Source organism: Rhodanobacter sp. OR87, from assembly GCF_000473345.1.
GTDB classification, from domain to species: Bacteria; Pseudomonadota; Gammaproteobacteria; order Xanthomonadales; family Rhodanobacteraceae; genus Rhodanobacter; species Rhodanobacter denitrificans.
The window spans coordinates 103,225-118,249 of sequence record NZ_AXBJ01000001.1; the positions used below are offsets into that span (position 1 = coordinate 103,225).

Annotated in this window: 13 protein-coding genes; 2 read left to right on the forward strand and 11 right to left on the reverse strand. The window is 68.4% G+C overall.

What is annotated here, in order from left to right; translation table 11 throughout:
- Positions 1 to 246 precede the first annotated feature (246 nt).
- The 4 genes from RHOOR87_RS0100425 to lexA are packed head-to-tail and all read right to left on the reverse strand — an operon-like array spanning position 247 to position 5,983.
- Positions 247 to 3,327, reverse strand: coding sequence for an error-prone DNA polymerase (locus RHOOR87_RS0100425; RefSeq protein WP_007508425.1), 3,081 nt, complete (start codon positions 3,325 to 3,327; stop codon positions 247 to 249).
- Positions 3,324 to 4,727 carry a DNA polymerase Y family protein gene (locus tag RHOOR87_RS0100430; RefSeq protein ID WP_027483940.1) on the reverse strand — a complete coding sequence of 468 codons (1,404 nt, stop codon included), beginning with the start codon at positions 4,725 to 4,727 and terminating at the stop codon, positions 3,324 to 3,326. Before RHOOR87_RS0100430 ends, RHOOR87_RS0100425 begins: the two co-directional genes overlap by 4 nt.
- 12 nt (positions 4,728 to 4,739) lie before the next feature.
- The gene (gene imuA / locus RHOOR87_RS0100435; protein ID WP_007508429.1) at positions 4,740 to 5,363 is read right to left on the reverse strand and encodes a translesion DNA synthesis-associated protein ImuA; all 624 of its coding nucleotides are present in this window, start codon (positions 5,361 to 5,363) and stop codon (positions 4,740 to 4,742) included.
- Positions 5,363 to 5,983 (reverse strand): transcriptional repressor LexA, encoded by a 621-nt coding sequence (lexA, locus tag RHOOR87_RS0100440; RefSeq protein WP_007508431.1) that lies wholly within the window; start codon positions 5,981 to 5,983, stop codon positions 5,363 to 5,365. The genes imuA and lexA overlap by 1 nt, the downstream gene beginning before the upstream one ends.
- A 356-nt stretch (positions 5,984 to 6,339) precedes the next feature.
- Here lexA and msrB point away from each other — a divergent pair, with 356 nt between their 5' ends.
- Both msrB and msrA read left to right on the forward strand, forming a co-directional pair.
- Positions 6,340 to 6,789, forward strand: coding sequence for a peptide-methionine (R)-S-oxide reductase MsrB (msrB, locus tag RHOOR87_RS0100445; RefSeq protein ID WP_007508433.1), 450 nt, complete (start codon positions 6,340 to 6,342; stop codon positions 6,787 to 6,789).
- On the forward strand, positions 6,786 to 7,295 hold the full coding sequence (msrA, locus tag RHOOR87_RS0100450; RefSeq protein WP_007508436.1) for a peptide-methionine (S)-S-oxide reductase MsrA: 510 nt from the start codon (positions 6,786 to 6,788) through the stop codon (positions 7,293 to 7,295). The genes msrB and msrA overlap by 4 nt, the downstream gene beginning before the upstream one ends.
- 8 nt (positions 7,296 to 7,303) lie before the next feature.
- Here msrA and zipA read toward each other — a convergent pair whose 3' ends face one another.
- From zipA to RHOOR87_RS0100485, 7 genes are all read right to left on the reverse strand, one after another.
- The gene (zipA, locus tag RHOOR87_RS0100455; protein ID WP_007508438.1) at positions 7,304 to 8,284 is read right to left on the reverse strand and encodes a cell division protein ZipA; all 981 of its coding nucleotides are present in this window, start codon (positions 8,282 to 8,284) and stop codon (positions 7,304 to 7,306) included.
- A gap of 11 nt (positions 8,285 to 8,295) precedes the next feature.
- Complete coding sequence (gene smc, locus RHOOR87_RS0100460) at positions 8,296 to 11,805, reverse strand: chromosome segregation protein SMC (RefSeq protein ID WP_027483941.1); 3,510 nt, start codon at positions 11,803 to 11,805, stop codon at positions 8,296 to 8,298.
- Between the two features lie 136 nt (positions 11,806 to 11,941).
- On the reverse strand, positions 11,942 to 12,187 hold the full coding sequence (locus tag RHOOR87_RS0100465; RefSeq protein ID WP_015447559.1) for a BolA family protein: 246 nt from the start codon (positions 12,185 to 12,187) through the stop codon (positions 11,942 to 11,944).
- An 8-nt stretch (positions 12,188 to 12,195) separates the two neighbouring features.
- The gene (locus RHOOR87_RS0100470; RefSeq protein WP_007508445.1) at positions 12,196 to 12,498 is read right to left on the reverse strand and encodes a YciI family protein; all 303 of its coding nucleotides are present in this window, start codon (positions 12,496 to 12,498) and stop codon (positions 12,196 to 12,198) included.
- 51 nt (positions 12,499 to 12,549) lie between these two features.
- A complete protein-coding gene (locus RHOOR87_RS0100475; protein WP_007508447.1) occupies positions 12,550 to 13,044 on the reverse strand; it encodes a hotdog domain-containing protein in 495 nt (164 codons plus the stop codon).
- A complete protein-coding gene (gene lysS / locus RHOOR87_RS0100480; protein ID WP_027483942.1) occupies positions 13,041 to 14,573 on the reverse strand; it encodes a lysine--tRNA ligase in 1,533 nt (510 codons plus the stop codon). The genes RHOOR87_RS0100475 and lysS overlap by 4 nt, the downstream gene beginning before the upstream one ends.
- A 95-nt stretch (positions 14,574 to 14,668) precedes the next feature.
- Positions 14,669 to 14,995: a hypothetical protein gene (locus RHOOR87_RS0100485; RefSeq protein ID WP_015447556.1), complete on the reverse strand. Its 327-nt coding sequence runs from the start codon at positions 14,993 to 14,995 to the stop codon at positions 14,669 to 14,671.
- Between the last annotated feature and the right edge of the window lie 30 nt (positions 14,996 to 15,025).

Below are 15,025 nucleotides of genomic sequence, written 5' to 3' on the forward strand. Positions count from 1 at the left end.
AAGAAAACGTCCGAATCGTCAGGCCCACGGTGAACCTCGACCAGATAGCCAGCTCGCACGGAGGGTTCACGCTCGTATAGACTGAGGGGTGCCAGCACCAAGGCATCCGTTGGCACGGATGACATGGACCAGCCCCATCGCACGCGCCTCGCGGCGCGGATCCGGGACGTTTTCACGCGCGGTCGTTCTGGCCATTCGCGCCGGGTATGCGCAAGCCGGGTCAACGACGGGGGAGCCGCGACGAACTCAGTGGAAGTCCCGCGAGCGCGCATCCAGCGTGCCCAGCAGCGGGGTGAGGTCCTGCAGCCGGTGTGCGACCAGGTGACGGACGCCCTCGACGTTCTCCCACTGCCCTTCCACTGCCAGCAACCGCGCCTGCAGCAGCGCACGGCGCTGGGTTTCGGCCACCTGCCGCCACACGATGACGTTGATCAGGCCGTGCTCGTCCTCCAGCGTCACGAAGATGATGCCGCTGGCGGTTTGCGGTTGCTGTCGCGACGTCACCAGCCCGGCCACACGCACGTGGCTGTGGTGCGGCTGCCGACGCAGGACCTTGCCGTCGATGCAGCGCGCCGCGTCCAGGCGGGCGCGGATCTGTCGCAGCGGATGCACGCCCAGGCTGAGGCCGACCCGCGCATAATCCGCCAGCGTGTCCTCGGCCTGCGTCGGCAGCGGCAGGGTCACGGTCCGCTCGGCCGGACTGGTGTTGCCGAACAGCGGCAGTTGCGCCTCGACGCCGGCCACCGTCCAGCGTGCGCGATGGCGATGGCCGGCCAGCCCGCGCAAGGCTGCCGCATCGGCCAGCAGCTCCTGGTGACGGCGATCGAGGCCGGATCGCACGCACAGGTCGGTGACGTCGGCGAACGGCTGCTGCCGGCGCGCGGCCATCAGGCGAAGCGCTGCCGCTTCGGAACACCCACGAACCATGCGCAGGCCCAGCCGGATCGCGCGCGCCTCGGCATGGCCGCGCGGGTCCGGTTCCAGCGTGCAGTCCCAGTCACTGAAACGCACATCCACCGGGCGCACCGCGACGCAATGACGCCGCACGTCCTGCACGATCTGGCTCGGTCCGTAGAAGCCCATCGGCTGCGCATTGAGCAGCGCGCAGGCGAACGCCGCGGGGTAATGACATTTCAGCCAGCACGAGGCGTAGACCAGGTTGGCGAAACTGGCCGCGTGCGATTCGGGGAAACCGTAGGAACCAAAGCCCTTGATCTGCTCGAAGATGCGCGCGGCGAATGCCGCCGTGTAGCCGTTCCTCAGCATGCCCTGCACCAGTTTCTCGCGATGCGGCTCCAGCCCACCGTGACGCTTCCATGCGGCCATCGAACGACGCAGCTGGTCGGCCTCGCCATCGGTGAAGTCGGCGGCCACCATGGCCAGCTTCATCACCTGTTCCTGAAACAGCGGCACGCCGAGCGTGCGTTCCAGCACATCCCTGAATGCCGGCGACGGATAGTCGACCGGCTCCTCGCCGTTCCGGCGGCGCAGGTACGGGTGCACCATGTCGCCCTGGATCGGGCCCGGCCGCACGATCGCCACCTGGATCACCAGGTCGTAGAAATTCGCTGGCCGATGCCGCGGCAGCATCGCCATCTGCGCGCGGCTTTCGATCTGGAAGACGCCGACGGTATCGGCGCGCCGGATCATTGCATAGGTCGCCGCGTCATCCGGCTCGATCGTCGCGATGATCCTGGTCACGCCATACGCGCTTTCCAGCAACGCGAAGCACTTGCGCAGGCAGGTCAGCATGCCCAGCGCCAGGCAATCGATCTTCAGCATGCGCATGCAGTCGAGGTCGTCCTTGTCCCACTGGATCACCGTGCGCCCTGGCATCGCCGCGTTTTCCACCGGTACCATCTCGCTCAGCGGGGCATCGGAGATCACGAAGCCGCCGACATGTTGCGACAGGTGCCGCGGCATGCCGAGCAGCTCTCCGGTGAGCTTCAGCACGCGGCGGATGAGCGGGCTGTCCGGATCGAAGCCCTGTTCGCGCAACCGTTCGTCAGCCTTGCTGTCGCCCCAGCCGCGCGCAAACACGTCGCTGAGCCGGCCGACCTGGTCCGGCGGCAGGCCCAGCGCCCAGGCCACGTCGCGCACAGCGCTGCGGCCGCGGTAGCAGATCACGGTGGCGGCCAGCGCGGCGCGCTCGCGGCCGTACTTGCGGTAGACGTACTGGATGACTTCCTCGCGCCGCTCGTGCTCGAAATCGACGTCGATGTCGGGCGGCTCGTCGCGGTCCTCGCTGATGAAGCGCGCCACCAGCAGGTGGTTGACCTCCGGGTCCACCTCGGTCACGCCCAGCGCGAAACACACCGCGGAATTGGCCGCCGAGCCGCGGCCCTGGCAGAGGATGCCCTGGCCGCGCGCGAAGCGGACGATGTCGTGTACGGTAAGGAAGAAGGCCTCGTACTGCTTCGACGCGATCAGCGCCAGTTCTTCCTTCACCAGCCGGCGCACCTTGTCGCTGGCACCCTGCGGCCAGCGCCAGCGCAGGCCCTCCTCCGCCAGCTGGCGCAGCCAGCTCGTCGGCGTGTGGCCTGGTGGCACCAGTTCCGTCGGGTAACGATAGGCAAGTTCGTCCAACTGGAAGGTGCAGCGTTCGGCGATGCGCACGCTTTCCTGCAACAGGGCTTCGGGATAGATCCCGGCCAGCACGTCGCATCGGCGCAGGTGCCGTTCGCCATTGCGGAAGATCAGCGCCCCGGCCTCGGCGACCGGCACGCGATGGCGGATCGCGGTGAGCGTGTGCTGCAGGGCCAGGCGCCGGCGCACGTGCATGTGCACGTCGCCGCTGGCCACCAGCGGAAGGCCCACGGCACGGCCAAGCGCCTGCAGTTCGCGCAGGCGCGCGGCATCGTCGGGGCCGCGGTGCAGTTCCACCGCCAGCCATGCGCGATCGCCGAACGTCTCGCGCAACCAGCGGCCGTGGGCGATGTCCGGTTGCGGCGCCGGCATCCACAAGGCCAGCGTGCCCGGCAACCCGCCATGCAGGTCCGCGCAGGCAAGCCGGTACCTGCCCTTTTCCGAGGCCCGGCGCCCGCGCGTAATCAGCCGGCAGAGCCCGGCATAGCCCTGCCGATTCCCGCAGAGCAGCACCAGCTTCGGGCCATCCGCGAGCTGGAACTCGGCGCCCACGATCAACTTCAGGCCGGTTTCGTTCGAGGCCTGGTACGCGCGCACGATGCCGGCGAGCGAACACTCGTCGGTGATTGCCAGGGCGCGGTAGCCGCAGGCCCTGGCGCGCTCGAACAGCTCGGCCGCGCTCGAGGCGCCGCGGCCGAAGGAGAAATCGGACAGGCAATGCAGTTCGGCGTAGTCGTTCATGCGAACCAGCCCTGCAGCATCCAGCCGTCCTGCTCGCCGGGCGGGCAAAATGTCCACGCCCGCTGGCCGAGCGAGGTCTCGACCACGTAATAGTCGCGGCAGGCTTCGGCACCATCCCACCAGCCGGTTTCCAGCCGCTCGGGGCCGGCGAGGATGCGTGGCGGCGGGCCACGCAGGGGAACCGGATGCGCCAGCAGCCAGGTGGGTCGCGGCGACGGCTCGTCGTGGCCGTGGTCGCCTTCGGCCACGGCCTGGGCGCGTTCGGGGCGCGGGTCGGTGGTGCCGCCCAGCCGGTAGACCGCCCGCTCGCCCAGCCGCGCGCGCAGGCGCTCGTGCAGTTGCCCGAGCGGCAGCGCATTCGCCGGCCGCTCGTCGAACAGGTCACGCCCGGCGGGCACGAACGCCGGCAGCTCGCGCGCGAGCAGGCGCAGCGCCAGCACCGGCGCGGGAAGCACGACGTGTTCCAGCCGGCCCCGTGCGAACTCGAACAGCAGCGCGCCATCACGCTCCGGCGCCAGCAGCCCCACCGGCACATCGGTACAGCGCCCTTCGCGATGTTCCAGGCGCAGCAGGAAACGCTGCACGCCTCCATCGCGGCCGGCGAGATAGGCGGCCAGGTCATCGACCATGCGCCGCAGCGGAAAGACCAGCGCGGACCGGTTCTCCACCTCATGCAGCAATTCGATGCGCAGGTCGAAGACGTCCGGCGGGCGATACGACTCCAGGCCGGGCGGGCGCTCGCCGGTCAGGCGTTCCAGCGCCGCCGGCAGCTCCGCGCCGAAGCGCCGGCGCAGGCCATCCCGCGGTAACGCCAGCAACTGGCCCAGGCGGCGAATACCCATGCCCGGCAGCACGGCGATGGCCGCCGCTGGCAGGCCGCTAGCGGCCAGGGGCACTCCCTGCAGGGCGCGGCGCAGCGCGTCGGCGCCCTGCACCGCCTGGCCATCGGCCACCGTGGCCAGCACCTGCGCGGCATGGGGCGTCGGCGCCGCGGCCAGCCGATGGCGGAACCCCAGTGCGGTGAAATCCGCCCGCAGCATCGCCTCCAGCCGTGGCCACGGCCCGAACAGGCCCATGCTGCGGCTGACCTCCAGCACGATCGCATGCGGCAGCAGGCTGACCTCGGAGCTGTAGCGATAGGCCACGGCAGCCAGGAACCGGTGCCAGCGGTCCGCCGATTCGCGCTCGTACGCCATCGCCTCGAACTGGGACAGCAGTGCCTGGGCGGCGCTCAGTCGCTGCCCGACATGCAGGCCTGCGGCATGGGCAGGTTCATTGGCCGCAACGATCGTGCGGGCGTTGGCCGGCCCGTCGACGAGCACCAACGGACCCGTCACGGGATGGCGTCGCAGGATCCCGTCCATGGCCAGATGCGGCAGGTTGATGCAGGCCCAGAGCATGTCCGGCCACCATCAACCGGCAAGACGCGCCAGCGAAACGGGCCGGGTGGGCACGGCCCCGCCGCGGCATTTGCGCACCCATAACTGCGGCCGCGGCAAGGCTTCCAGTTCCAGCCGCAGCGCGGCCGGTGATGCGTTGGAAAGATGGGAGCGGTCGCGGAACACGAAGGCGAGCGCCTGCCCGCTGGTCGCCGCCACCTGCAGCCGGCGCAAGGCGCGATCGTCGGCCCGCCGCGGCCACGCCAGCACCGCGGCGCAGCTTCCCGAGCGCAGGCATTGCTCGGTGGCCCAGAGCACGTCCTTTTCGACGGCATCGATGATGTCCACCCGGCGCATGTCGACGCCCTGCTGCCGCCAGCCGGCGACGCATGGCGCATATGGCGGCGATACGATCACCACGTTGCGCCGGCTTCGGGTCAATCGCGCCAGCGTGGGCAGCACCAGGCGGAGTTCGCCCACGCCATCGACGGGCAGCAGGATCTCCGACAGCGACGCATCGGGCCAGCCGCCTTCAGGCAGCAGGGCATTGAGTGCGCGCCACCCGGTGGGCTGGTTGCCGGCCGGAACCCCGGCAGCGTGCCCCCGCCAAACCTGACGCGCATCGAGCAAGGCGGAAAGGGGAACCACGGCGTTCATCAACTGCCCCGCAGCAAGCCGGCGAACAGGCCTTCGATCGCGAAATCCTCGGTGGGATCCACGTCGATCGGACGAAAGCCCGGACTGTTGGGCAGCAGGCGCACCATGTCGCCTTTCCAGTACAGCCGCTTGATCGTGAAACGGTCCCCGCCCACGCGCGCGGCCACCACCTGGCCGTGGCGGGCCACCGGCGTGGCGTGCACCGCCACCAGGTCGCCGTCGAAAATGCCCTCCCCGCGCATCGAATCGCCGACCACTTTCACCAGGTAGTCCGGGCGCAGTCGGAACAGCGCGCGCGAAACACGCAGGCGGCGATCAACCCGCACCTCCGAAAACAGCGGTTCGCCGGCCGCGATGCGACCGATCAGCGGCAGCTCCAGCGTGTCCGCATCCATCGGATCGGGCTCGCGCACCAGCCGGATACCGCGGGCGCGATGGGGTTCGAGGGTCAGCCGGCCTTTCGCTTCAAGGGAACGCACGTGCTTGAGCACCGCGCTGACGCTGTCGATGCCCAATGCCTCGCCAATTTCCTCGAGAGTGGGCGACTGTCCATCGCGCTCGATCCGCGCACGGATGAAGGCAAGAACGTTCGACTGGCGCTGGGTGATCTGGATGGTCATGGTCCGCATAGTTTCACCTAAACAGGTGAAAATCGAGAGTAAAAGAAAAACCACGCGTAGCACCCCGATGGATCAACGGCTTGGCGAAGCAATCGCATCCAGTTTCGAAGGTGAGGCGGACTCCAGCGTCACCCGTCGCCATCTCAAGGAATGAGAGGGCGGCCCGCTGCCCTGCCCGCCCCTCGCGCGTATGCGCATGCGACAGCCAACCTGCGGCACGCACCTGTTCCGCGAAGCCCGGGATCGCAGGAGAATCAGACGTGCCCTCTTCTTCCGGCGTTTCCCCCGGCTGCCTTGATAAGCGTGCAGGAACAGCCATCTTCCACCTGTATCCGAATCACGACAGGAGGCTCCGCATGCCCCGTTACACCAGGAACCCCGAGGTGTTGTCGCGGCTCAGCACCGAACAGTACCGGGTCACCCAGCAGAGCGGCACGGAGCGTCCCGGCACCGGCGAATACCTGCACAACCAGGAGCCGGGCATCTACGTCGATGTCGTGTCGGGCGAGCCGCTGTTCGCCTCGACCGACAAGTTCGAATCGGGCTGCGGCTGGCCCAGCTTCACCCGGCCGATCGAGCCGGCCCACGTCCACGAACGGCGCGACGCCTCGCACGGCATGATCCGCACCGAAGTGCGCTCGGTGCACGGCGACAGCCACCTCGGCCACGTCTTCCCCGACGGCCCGGTCGATCGCGGCGGCTTGCGCTACTGCATCAACTCGGCCTCGCTGCGCTTCGTCCACCGCGACGACATGGCAGCCGAAGGCTATGGCGACTACCTGGACCAGGTAGAGGACGTGCGATGAGTACCGAACGCGCCATCCTGGCCGGCGGCTGTTTCTGGGGCATGCAGGACCTGATCCGCCGCCAGGACGGCGTCGTCTCGACCCGGGTCGGCTACAGCGGCGGCGACGTGCCGAATGCAACTTATCGCAACCATGGCAGCCACGCCGAGGCGATCGAGATCGTGTTCGATCCAGCGCGTATCGGCTATCGCGCGCTGCTGGAATTCTTCTTCCAGATCCACGATCCGTCCACGCCGAACCGGCAGGGCAACGACCGCGGCAGTTCCTATCGCTCGGCGATCTTCTACACGTCCGAGGAGCAGAGGCGGATCGCCGAGGACACCATTGCCGACGTGGACGCCTCGGGCCTGTGGCCCGACAAGGTGGTGACGGAAGTGGCGCCGGCCGGCGATTTCTGGGAAGCCGAGCCGGAGCACCAGGACTACCTGGAACGCTATCCCGACGGCTACACCTGCCACTTCATCCGGCCGGGCTGGAAACTGCCCCGCCGCCAGAAGGCCGGCTGACCGGGGCATCAGCGCCCGAAGATGATTTCCTTGCCTTCGTGGTCGCGATCCCAGCCGCGCAACTGATCGCGGATGTGGGCGATGCGCTGGCGGCCGAGCGCATTGCGCTCCTCGTCCAGCACCTGGCCGTCCAGCAGTTCGGCCAACCGTTGCGCCGTGGGCAGCATGGCATCCCACGCGTCCAGCGCAGGCAGCGGTGCCGGCAGGGTCATGAAGAAGCTCACCCCGGGCGTGCGCAAGGCATCCAGCCGTGCCAAGTCGAAATTGCCGGGCTTGAGCATGTTGGCGACACTGAAGATCGGCCCCAGCTCGCGCTTACCGTCGACCAGGCGGTGGTAGATGCCCATGTCGCCGAATTCCAGGCCGGCTTTCTCGGCAGCGACGACGAGGTCCGGCCCGTGGAAACGCCCGCCGTCGCGGGCCACCACGAACAAGGTGACGATGCGCTCCACCGGCAGCTGGGGTGGGCGGCGGCCAAGGTCGGAGCGCGGCGGTATTCCGGAGGCTGGCGTGGCCACGGACGCCGTCGCCGGCGCGGGAGCTTCCTCTGCGGCGGGCGAGAGGTCCGCCGCGACTACCGGCTCGCCGGAACTGGGTGCGCGCAGAGCATCGATGATCGAGGCGACATGGTCGGCCAGCTTGGGTTGCTGCCTGGGCCTGCCCCTCGGTGCCGCGGCGGGTAGCGGAGCCTTGGCGCGCTCGCCGGACAGGGTGGCGCCCAGCCGTTCGAGTTCCTCGCGCAGCCCCACCTCGAGTTCGCCCTGCTGCGGCCGCGCATCGCCGATGAACGGTTCACCCGCAACCGGCTCGCTGCCCGGTTCGCCCAGGGTAGGTTCGCGGCGCTCGCCAGCGTGCGGGTCCATCACTGTCCTGCGCCTGCCCTGTTCCTTCTTCGGCTGACCGAACAGCCAGATCAGCGCCAGCACGATCACCCCGACGATCAGCATCGGGACGCCGACGGCAGGGTTCCAGGCAAAGGCAATCGTCATCATCGGTTCCTTCAGGCAGCTCCCGCCAGTTTAGCCGCTTCGGCCAGGTCCACCTGCACCAGCCGCGACACGCCGGGCTCGCGCATGGTCACGCCGCACAGCTGGGTGGCCGCTTCCATCGTCGCCTTGTTGTGGCTGATGAAGATGAACTGCACCTTCTCGCTCATCTCGCGCACCATGCTGGAGAAGCGTCCCACGTTCGCCTCGTCCAGCGGCGCGTCCACCTCGTCGAGCAGGCAGAACGGCGCCGGATTGAGGCTGAAGATCGCGAACACCAGCGACACCGCGGTCAGCGCCTTCTCGCCGCCGGACAGCAGGGTGATGTTGGATACGCGCTTGCCCGGCGGCCGCGCCATGATCGACACGCCGGTATTGAGCAGGTCGTCGCCGGTCAGTTCCAGGTAGGCATGGCCGCCGCCGAACAGGCGCGGGAACAGTTCCTGCACGCCGGCGTTGACCTTGTCGAAGGTTTCCTTGAAGCGCTGGCGGGTCTCGCGGTCGATCTTCTTGATCGCGCCTTCCAGCGTCTCCATCGCACTGACCAGATCGGCCAGCTGGTTGTCCAGGTAGGTCTTGCGTTCGCTCTGCTCGGCATGTTCCTGGATCGCGGCGAGGTTCACCGGCTCCAGCCGCGCAATCTTCTGGCCGATGTCGCCGAGCTGCGCGCGCCACTGGCTGGCGTCGATGTCCTCGGCCAGTTCGGCCAGCAGGGTTTCCAGCGCCAGGCCGGACGCGCCGATCGCCTCGGCCAGCTGCTCGGCGCGCAGCTGCAGCGCCTGCGCGGCGAGGCGCTTCTCGGACAGGCCCTCGCGCAGGCTGGCCAGGCCCTGCTCCGCCAGATGCCGCTGCTGCTCCAGCTTGCGGAATTCGACGTCGCAGTCTTCCAGCGCGCGGCGCGCCTCGACCAGTTGCTTGTCGACCAGCAGGCGCTGGTCCAGGTAAGCCTGCCGTTCGGCTTCGAGTTCGGCGATCGGGTCGGAGCCGGCGGCGAGCTGTTCGGTGATCTCGTTGCGGCGCGCCCCGATCTGGCGCAACTGGGCGTCCATGCGGCCCAGCGCCTGCTCCAGCGAGCTCAGCGAGGATCGCTTCGACTCCAGCGCCAGCGCCAGCGCATGCGACTGCTCGGCCGCCTCGCGCGCGTTCATGCGCGCCTCTTCGCGCGCCTCGAGCAGCGCCCGCCGCTCGTTTTCCAGTTCGCGGCGCTGGTCTTCCAGGTCGCCCATCAGGCCGACCGACTCGTCCAGCCGCGCACGCGCCTCGCGGGTCTGGCTCTGCAATTCGTCGAGCTGGGCAGCCAGACCGTCCAGTTCGCCGCTGACCTTTTCGGCGCGGGCGCGGGCGGTTTCCAGCTTGCCGCGATGACTCTGCAGCTGACCGGCCAGTTCCGACTGGCGGCGATGCGCGTTGTACAGCTCGCGCTGCGCGTCGTCGCGTGCGCGCTCGGCCTCGAACTTGCTGGTACGCAGCGTGTCGAGCCGTTCGCCGGATTCCTCCAATTGCGCTTCCAGCGTGGCAACCTGCTCGATGAGCAGGCGCAGTTCGCGCTCGCGCGCCAGCACACCGACCTGGCTGCCCTGCGCACGCCGCACCCGTGCCCAGCCCGAGCCCAGCCATTCGCCGCCGCGGGTGATCACCGACTGGTACGGCGCCAGCGCGGACAGCGAGGTCACGCGCTGGTGCGCCTCGCCCAGCGATTCGGCGGTGAGCACGTGGCCGAGGATCGCCAGCGCAGCGGCGGGCCCGCGCACGTGGGCAGCCAGTGTGCCGGCGGTGTTGGCGCCGCCGTCGGCGGCGTCGAGCAGCGCAACGTCGGCGTTCTCCAGCGCTTTGAATTCGGCGGCCAGCGCATGCGCGCCGTCGACCAGCACGCTGTCAAGGAAGCCGCTCAGCGCAGTTTCCACCGCCGTTTCCCAGCCAGCCTCGACCTGCAGCGATTCACCCAGGCGACGCGAGCGGTCCAACCCCAGCCGCGCCAGCCAGCCGCTGGCGGCGCTTTCTTCCTGGCCCAGCGCGGCGTGCTGCAACGCCTCCAGCGAGGCGTGCCGGCCGCGTGCCGCCTGCAGCTGCTGGCGCGCCTCGTTCAGCGCCGACTGCACCTGGCGTTCTTCCTCCAGCACCTTCTCGTGACCAGACTTGTGCTGGTCGAGCAGGTTGCCCAGGGTTTCCACGCGTTCGCACTGGGTCTCGTGCTCGTCGATCAATTGTTGGCCGGCGGCGTCCAGCGCGGCCACGTCAGTGGCCTTCTGCTCGGCTTCCAGCGCTTCGCGCCGGCGCGACAGGTCGATCGCCTGGCGGTCGAGATAATTGAGCTTGGTGCGTTCCACCTCGGCCGCGCGGTTGGATTCGCCGGCGTTGCGGGTATGGCTGTCCCAGCGCTGCTGCCAGTCGGCCAGCTTCGCCTCGGTGCTGCGCTGGGCCTCGGCGGTGTCGTCCTGCAACTGCTGCAGGGCTTCCAGCTTCGGCTCGCCTTCGGCCAGCGCCAGGCGCAGTGCCTCGACCTGCTCGCGGTCGCCATCGATGTGCGCAGCCAGCTCGGCATGCTCGCGTTCGGCGTCGCCGTGCGCGCGCTGCAGGCGCTCGGCGGTCTCCTTGTTGTAGCGGACCTGCTGCTCGACCCGGGCGATCTCGGCGCCGACCTTGTACACCTCGGCCTGCACCGCGTTCAGGTGCTCGCTGGCGTCGGTATGGCGCTCGCGCACGCTTTCCAGCTGCGCCTCAATCTGGCGCTGGCCGGCCAGCTGCTTCTCGATCTCGATCTCGGCGGCGGAAAGCACTTCGCCTTCGCCGTCGTGCTGGCTCTTCAGGCCGCGGTATTCCAGCGCGCGCAGCTCGGCCTCCTTGCGCGTCTGTTCTTCCTTCAGCGCCTTCCAGCGCTCGGCGGCGCGGGCCTGGCGGTTGAGGTGTTCGAGCTGCTTGTCCACCTCGTCGCGCACGTCGCGCACGCGGTCGAGGTTTTCGCGGGTGGCCTTGATGCGGCTCTCGGTTTCCTTGCGGCGTTCCTTGTACTTGGAGATGCCGGCGGCCTCTTCCAGGTGCGTGCGCAGTTCTTCCGGGTGCGCCTCGATGATCTGGCTGATCATGCCCTGCTCGATGATCGAGTAGCTGCGCGGGCCGAGGCCGGTGCCGAGGAACAGGTCGGTGATGTCGCGTCGGCGGCAGCGCGCGCCGTTGAGGAAATAGGCGGACTGGCCGTCGCGGGTAACCTGGCGCTTCACCGAGATCTCGGCGTACTGGCCGTATTCGCCCTGGATCGAACCGTCGGCGTTGTCGAAGATCAGCTCGACCGTGGCCTGCCCCACCGGCTTGCGGGTGTTGGAGCCGGAGAAGATCACGTCGGTCAGCGAATCGCCGCGCAGGCGGCTGGCCGCACTCTCGCCCATCACCCAGCGGATCGCGTCGATGATGTTGGATTTGCCGCAACCGTTCGGGCCGACCACGCCGATCATGTTGCTCGGCAGGTGCAGGGTGGTCGGGTCCACGAAGGACTTGAAACCGGCGAGTTTGATCGTGGTCAGGCGCATGCGGTCATCAATGGGTCATCGGTAGTGCCCGCACAGTCCGGGCGACAAGTCACTGTGCCAAACGCGGGACGGCGCTGCAATGCGTTTCCGCATGAAGTAATAGCTGAAGGATTCAATATAACTTATTGTTTGAAAGCTATTTGTTTTTTGCGTCGATTGACAGTGCGTGGATTCCGTTATCCATCAGCCCGTCCAGCGCCGCATAAACCAGGCGATGGCGGCGGATCGGCAACAGCCCGGCGAACGCGGGGCTGACGATGCGCACGTGGAAATGGCCCCTGCCCTCGCCGGCATGCCCGGCATGCAGGTGGCCTTCGTCGACGATTTCCAGCTCGGTCGGCGCCAGGGCCTGGGTCAGGCGCTGGCGGATTTGTTCGATCATCGCCTCGCTCACACCGGCAAGGCCTTGCGGAACGGCTTGATCTGCACCTCGGCATAGACGCCAGCCGCCACATAGGGGTCGGCATCGGCCCAGGCGCGGGCCTCGGCCAGCGACGGGAACTCGGCCAGGATCAGGCTGCCGCTGAAGCCGGCCGGGCCCGGATCTTCGGACTCGATCGCCGGGAACGCGCCGGCCACGAACAGCCGCCCCTCGTCCAGCAGCGCCTGCAAGCGCGCGATATGCGCCGGACGCACGCCCTTGCGCTTCTCCAGCGAGTCGGCAACGTCCGTTCCGAGGATGGCAAACCACATGATGCAGGCTCCGGGCTTCGGCGAAACCGCAAGTTTAACCCACGCCGCCGCTCAGGCGTTCCGCGCGGCCGCAGCCAGCTGCGCCGTGTCGACGCGCACGAAGACCGAATCGCCCAGCGCGGTCATCACCTCGCCGGCGTAAACCTCGCACAGCACGCGGGTCTTGCGCCCGACCTCGCCCTCGACGCGTGCCTTCAGCGTCAACGGCACGTCCATCGGCGTGGGTTTGAGGAACCTGATGCCGAGGCTGCCGGTGACGCAGTCGATGCGCGGCTTGCTGTCCGGCGCGCGATGCTCGGCACGGTAGTGGTAGGCCATCGCGGTCCAATTGGAATGGCAGTCCACCAGCATCGCGATCAGGCCACCGTAGACCAGCCCCGGCCACCCGTGGAAATCGGCGCCCGGCAAATGGGTGCTCACCACGTGCACGCCGTCCTCGTGCCAGTGGCTCTTGATGTGCAGGCCATGCGGATGGGCGCTGCCGCAGCCGTAGCAAACGCCGTCGGGTGCGGCCAGGTCCTGCAGCGCGGGCGTGTCGACACTCACGCCTCCGGCCGCATGTACGGAAACAGCAGCACGTCGCGGATCGAGGACGAGCCGGTCAGCAGCATCACCAGCCGGTCGATGCCGATGCCGAGCCCGCCAGTGGGCGGCAGGCCCACTTCCAGTGCGCGGATGTAGTCGGCGTCGAAATGCATCGCCTCGTCGTCGCCGGCGTCCTTGGCGTCGACCTGGGCCTGGAAGCGCGCGGCCTGGTCCTCCGGGTCATTCAACTCGGAGAAACCATTGGCGATCTCCTTGCCGCCGACGAACAACTCGAAGCGGTCGGTGATGCCCTTGTCGGTGTCGCTCTCGCGCGCCAGCGGCGACACCTCCACCGGATGGTCGGTGATGAAGGTGGGCTGGATCAGGGTGTGTTCGACGGTCTTCTCGAAGATTTCCAGCAACAGCTTGCCCCAGCCGTAGCCGGGCTTAACCTGCACGCCCAGGCGCCTGGCATGCGCGGCCATCGCCTCGCGGTCGCGCAGTTCCTCGCGCCGGATCCCGGGGTTGTGTTCCAGCACGGCGTCTTCCATGCGCCAGCGGCGGAACGCCGGGCCGACGTCGATCGCGGCGCCGTCCCATTCCAGCTGCGTGGTGCCCAGCACGGCCTGCGCGGTGTCGCGGATCACCGCCTCGGTGAGGTCCATGATCTCGTGGTAGGTCGCGTAGGCCTGGTACAGCTCCAGCATGGTGAATTCGGGGTTGTGCCGGGTCGACACGCCCTCGTTGCGGAAGTTGCGGTTGATCTCGTAGACGCGGTCGAAGCCGCCCACGACCAGGCGCTTGAGATAAAGCTCCGGCGCCACGCGCAGGTACAGGTCCAGATCCAGCGCGTTGTGATGGGTGACGAACGGCTTGGCCGTGGCACCACCGGGAATCACGTGCATCATCGGCGTCTCCACTTCCATGAAGCGGCGCGACGGCGCTTCCAGCCACTGGCGCATGAAGCCGATGATCTTCGAGCGCAGCATGAAGGTGCGCCGCGCCTCCTCGGTGACGATCAGGTCGACGTAACGCTGGCGATAGCGCTGCTCCACGTCGGCCAGGCCATGGAACTTGTCTGGCAGCGGGCGCAGGCTCTTGGTCAGCAGGCGCAGTTGGTCGACCCGGACGGAAAGCTCGCCGGTCTTGGTGCGCATCAGCACGCCTTCGGCGCCCACGATGTCGCCCACGTCCCAGCCCTTGAACGCCTCGTAGGTTTCGCCCAGCGTGCCCTGGTGGATGAACAGCTGGATGCGCCCGCTGAAATCCTGCAGCTGCACGAAGCTGACCTTGCCCTGCACGCGCTTGAGCACGATGCGCCCGGCCATCTTCACCCGGCGCACGGCAGCCTCGACCGCCTCGGCCGTGTGCACGTCCTTGTCGGCGAACTCGGCCTGCAAATCACCGGCGAAGCTGTCGACCTTGAAGTCGTTCGGGAACGCAATGCCTTGCCCGCGCAGCGCCTTCAGTTTCTCGCGACGCTCGGCAACGAGTCGATTGACGTCCGGCTTGTTCTCGTCGACGGGCTGGGTATCGGTCGCTTCGCTCATGGATGGTTCCGTGGCTGCCGGCGTGCGCCGGGCAGCGAATGTCTCGTGGATGTGCCAGTGATGGGTCGGGGAAAAAGCGGCGTGCCCGCAGGTACTCAACCGTCCTTGCCAAACACCTGCTTCACCGCGTGCTTGGTGGCGTCCCAGCCCTCGCGTGCGCCATGACCGACGGCGATGCCGGCCTTCTTCGCGCCGTGGCCGATGCCGGTGCCGGCCTCCTTCGCGCCATGCCCGATCTTCTTGGCGACATGCTTGGTGGCGTGGCCGACATCCCGGGCGCCATCGGCGACGCCGTGGCCGACCGCCTTGGCATCCTGCTTGATGCCCTGGCCGGCACTGCCTTGCTGCGACTGCGCTGCCGCGCCGAACGCCGCCAGCGCGGCAAAGGTGATCAGGATCGCGCAGATCTTCTGGCTGTTCATGCGGGCACCTCGTCAGTGGGCGGAGCGGAA

Bases quoted from the DNA above. Each gene is read 5' to 3' on its own strand.
- msrA (WP_007508436.1), top strand. From the start codon at position 6,786: ATGAGTACCGAACGCGCCATCCTGGCCGGCGGCTGTTTCTGGGGCATG.
- RHOOR87_RS0100425 (WP_007508425.1), bottom strand. From the start codon at position 3,327: ATGAACGACTACGCCGAACTGCATTGCCTGTCCGATTTCTCCTTCGGC.
- RHOOR87_RS0100485 (WP_015447556.1), bottom strand. From the start codon at position 14,995: ATGAACAGCCAGAAGATCTGCGCGATCCTGATCACCTTTGCCGCGCTG.
- smc (WP_027483941.1), bottom strand. From the start codon at position 11,805: ATGCGCCTGACCACGATCAAACTCGCCGGTTTCAAGTCCTTCGTGGAC.
- zipA (WP_007508438.1), bottom strand. From the start codon at position 8,284: ATGACGATTGCCTTTGCCTGGAACCCTGCCGTCGGCGTCCCGATGCTG.
- RHOOR87_RS0100430 (WP_027483940.1), bottom strand. From the start codon at position 4,727: ATGCTCTGGGCCTGCATCAACCTGCCGCATCTGGCCATGGACGGGATC.
- lysS (WP_027483942.1), bottom strand. From the start codon at position 14,573: ATGAGCGAAGCGACCGATACCCAGCCCGTCGACGAGAACAAGCCGGAC.
- msrB (WP_007508433.1), top strand. From the start codon at position 6,340: ATGCCCCGTTACACCAGGAACCCCGAGGTGTTGTCGCGGCTCAGCACC.
- lexA (WP_007508431.1), bottom strand. From the start codon at position 5,983: ATGACCATCCAGATCACCCAGCGCCAGTCGAACGTTCTTGCCTTCATC.
- RHOOR87_RS0100470 (WP_007508445.1), bottom strand. From the start codon at position 12,498: ATGTGGTTTGCCATCCTCGGAACGGACGTTGCCGACTCGCTGGAGAAG.
- RHOOR87_RS0100465 (WP_015447559.1), bottom strand. From the start codon at position 12,187: ATGATCGAACAAATCCGCCAGCGCCTGACCCAGGCCCTGGCGCCGACC.
- imuA (WP_007508429.1), bottom strand. From the start codon at position 5,363: ATGAACGCCGTGGTTCCCCTTTCCGCCTTGCTCGATGCGCGTCAGGTT.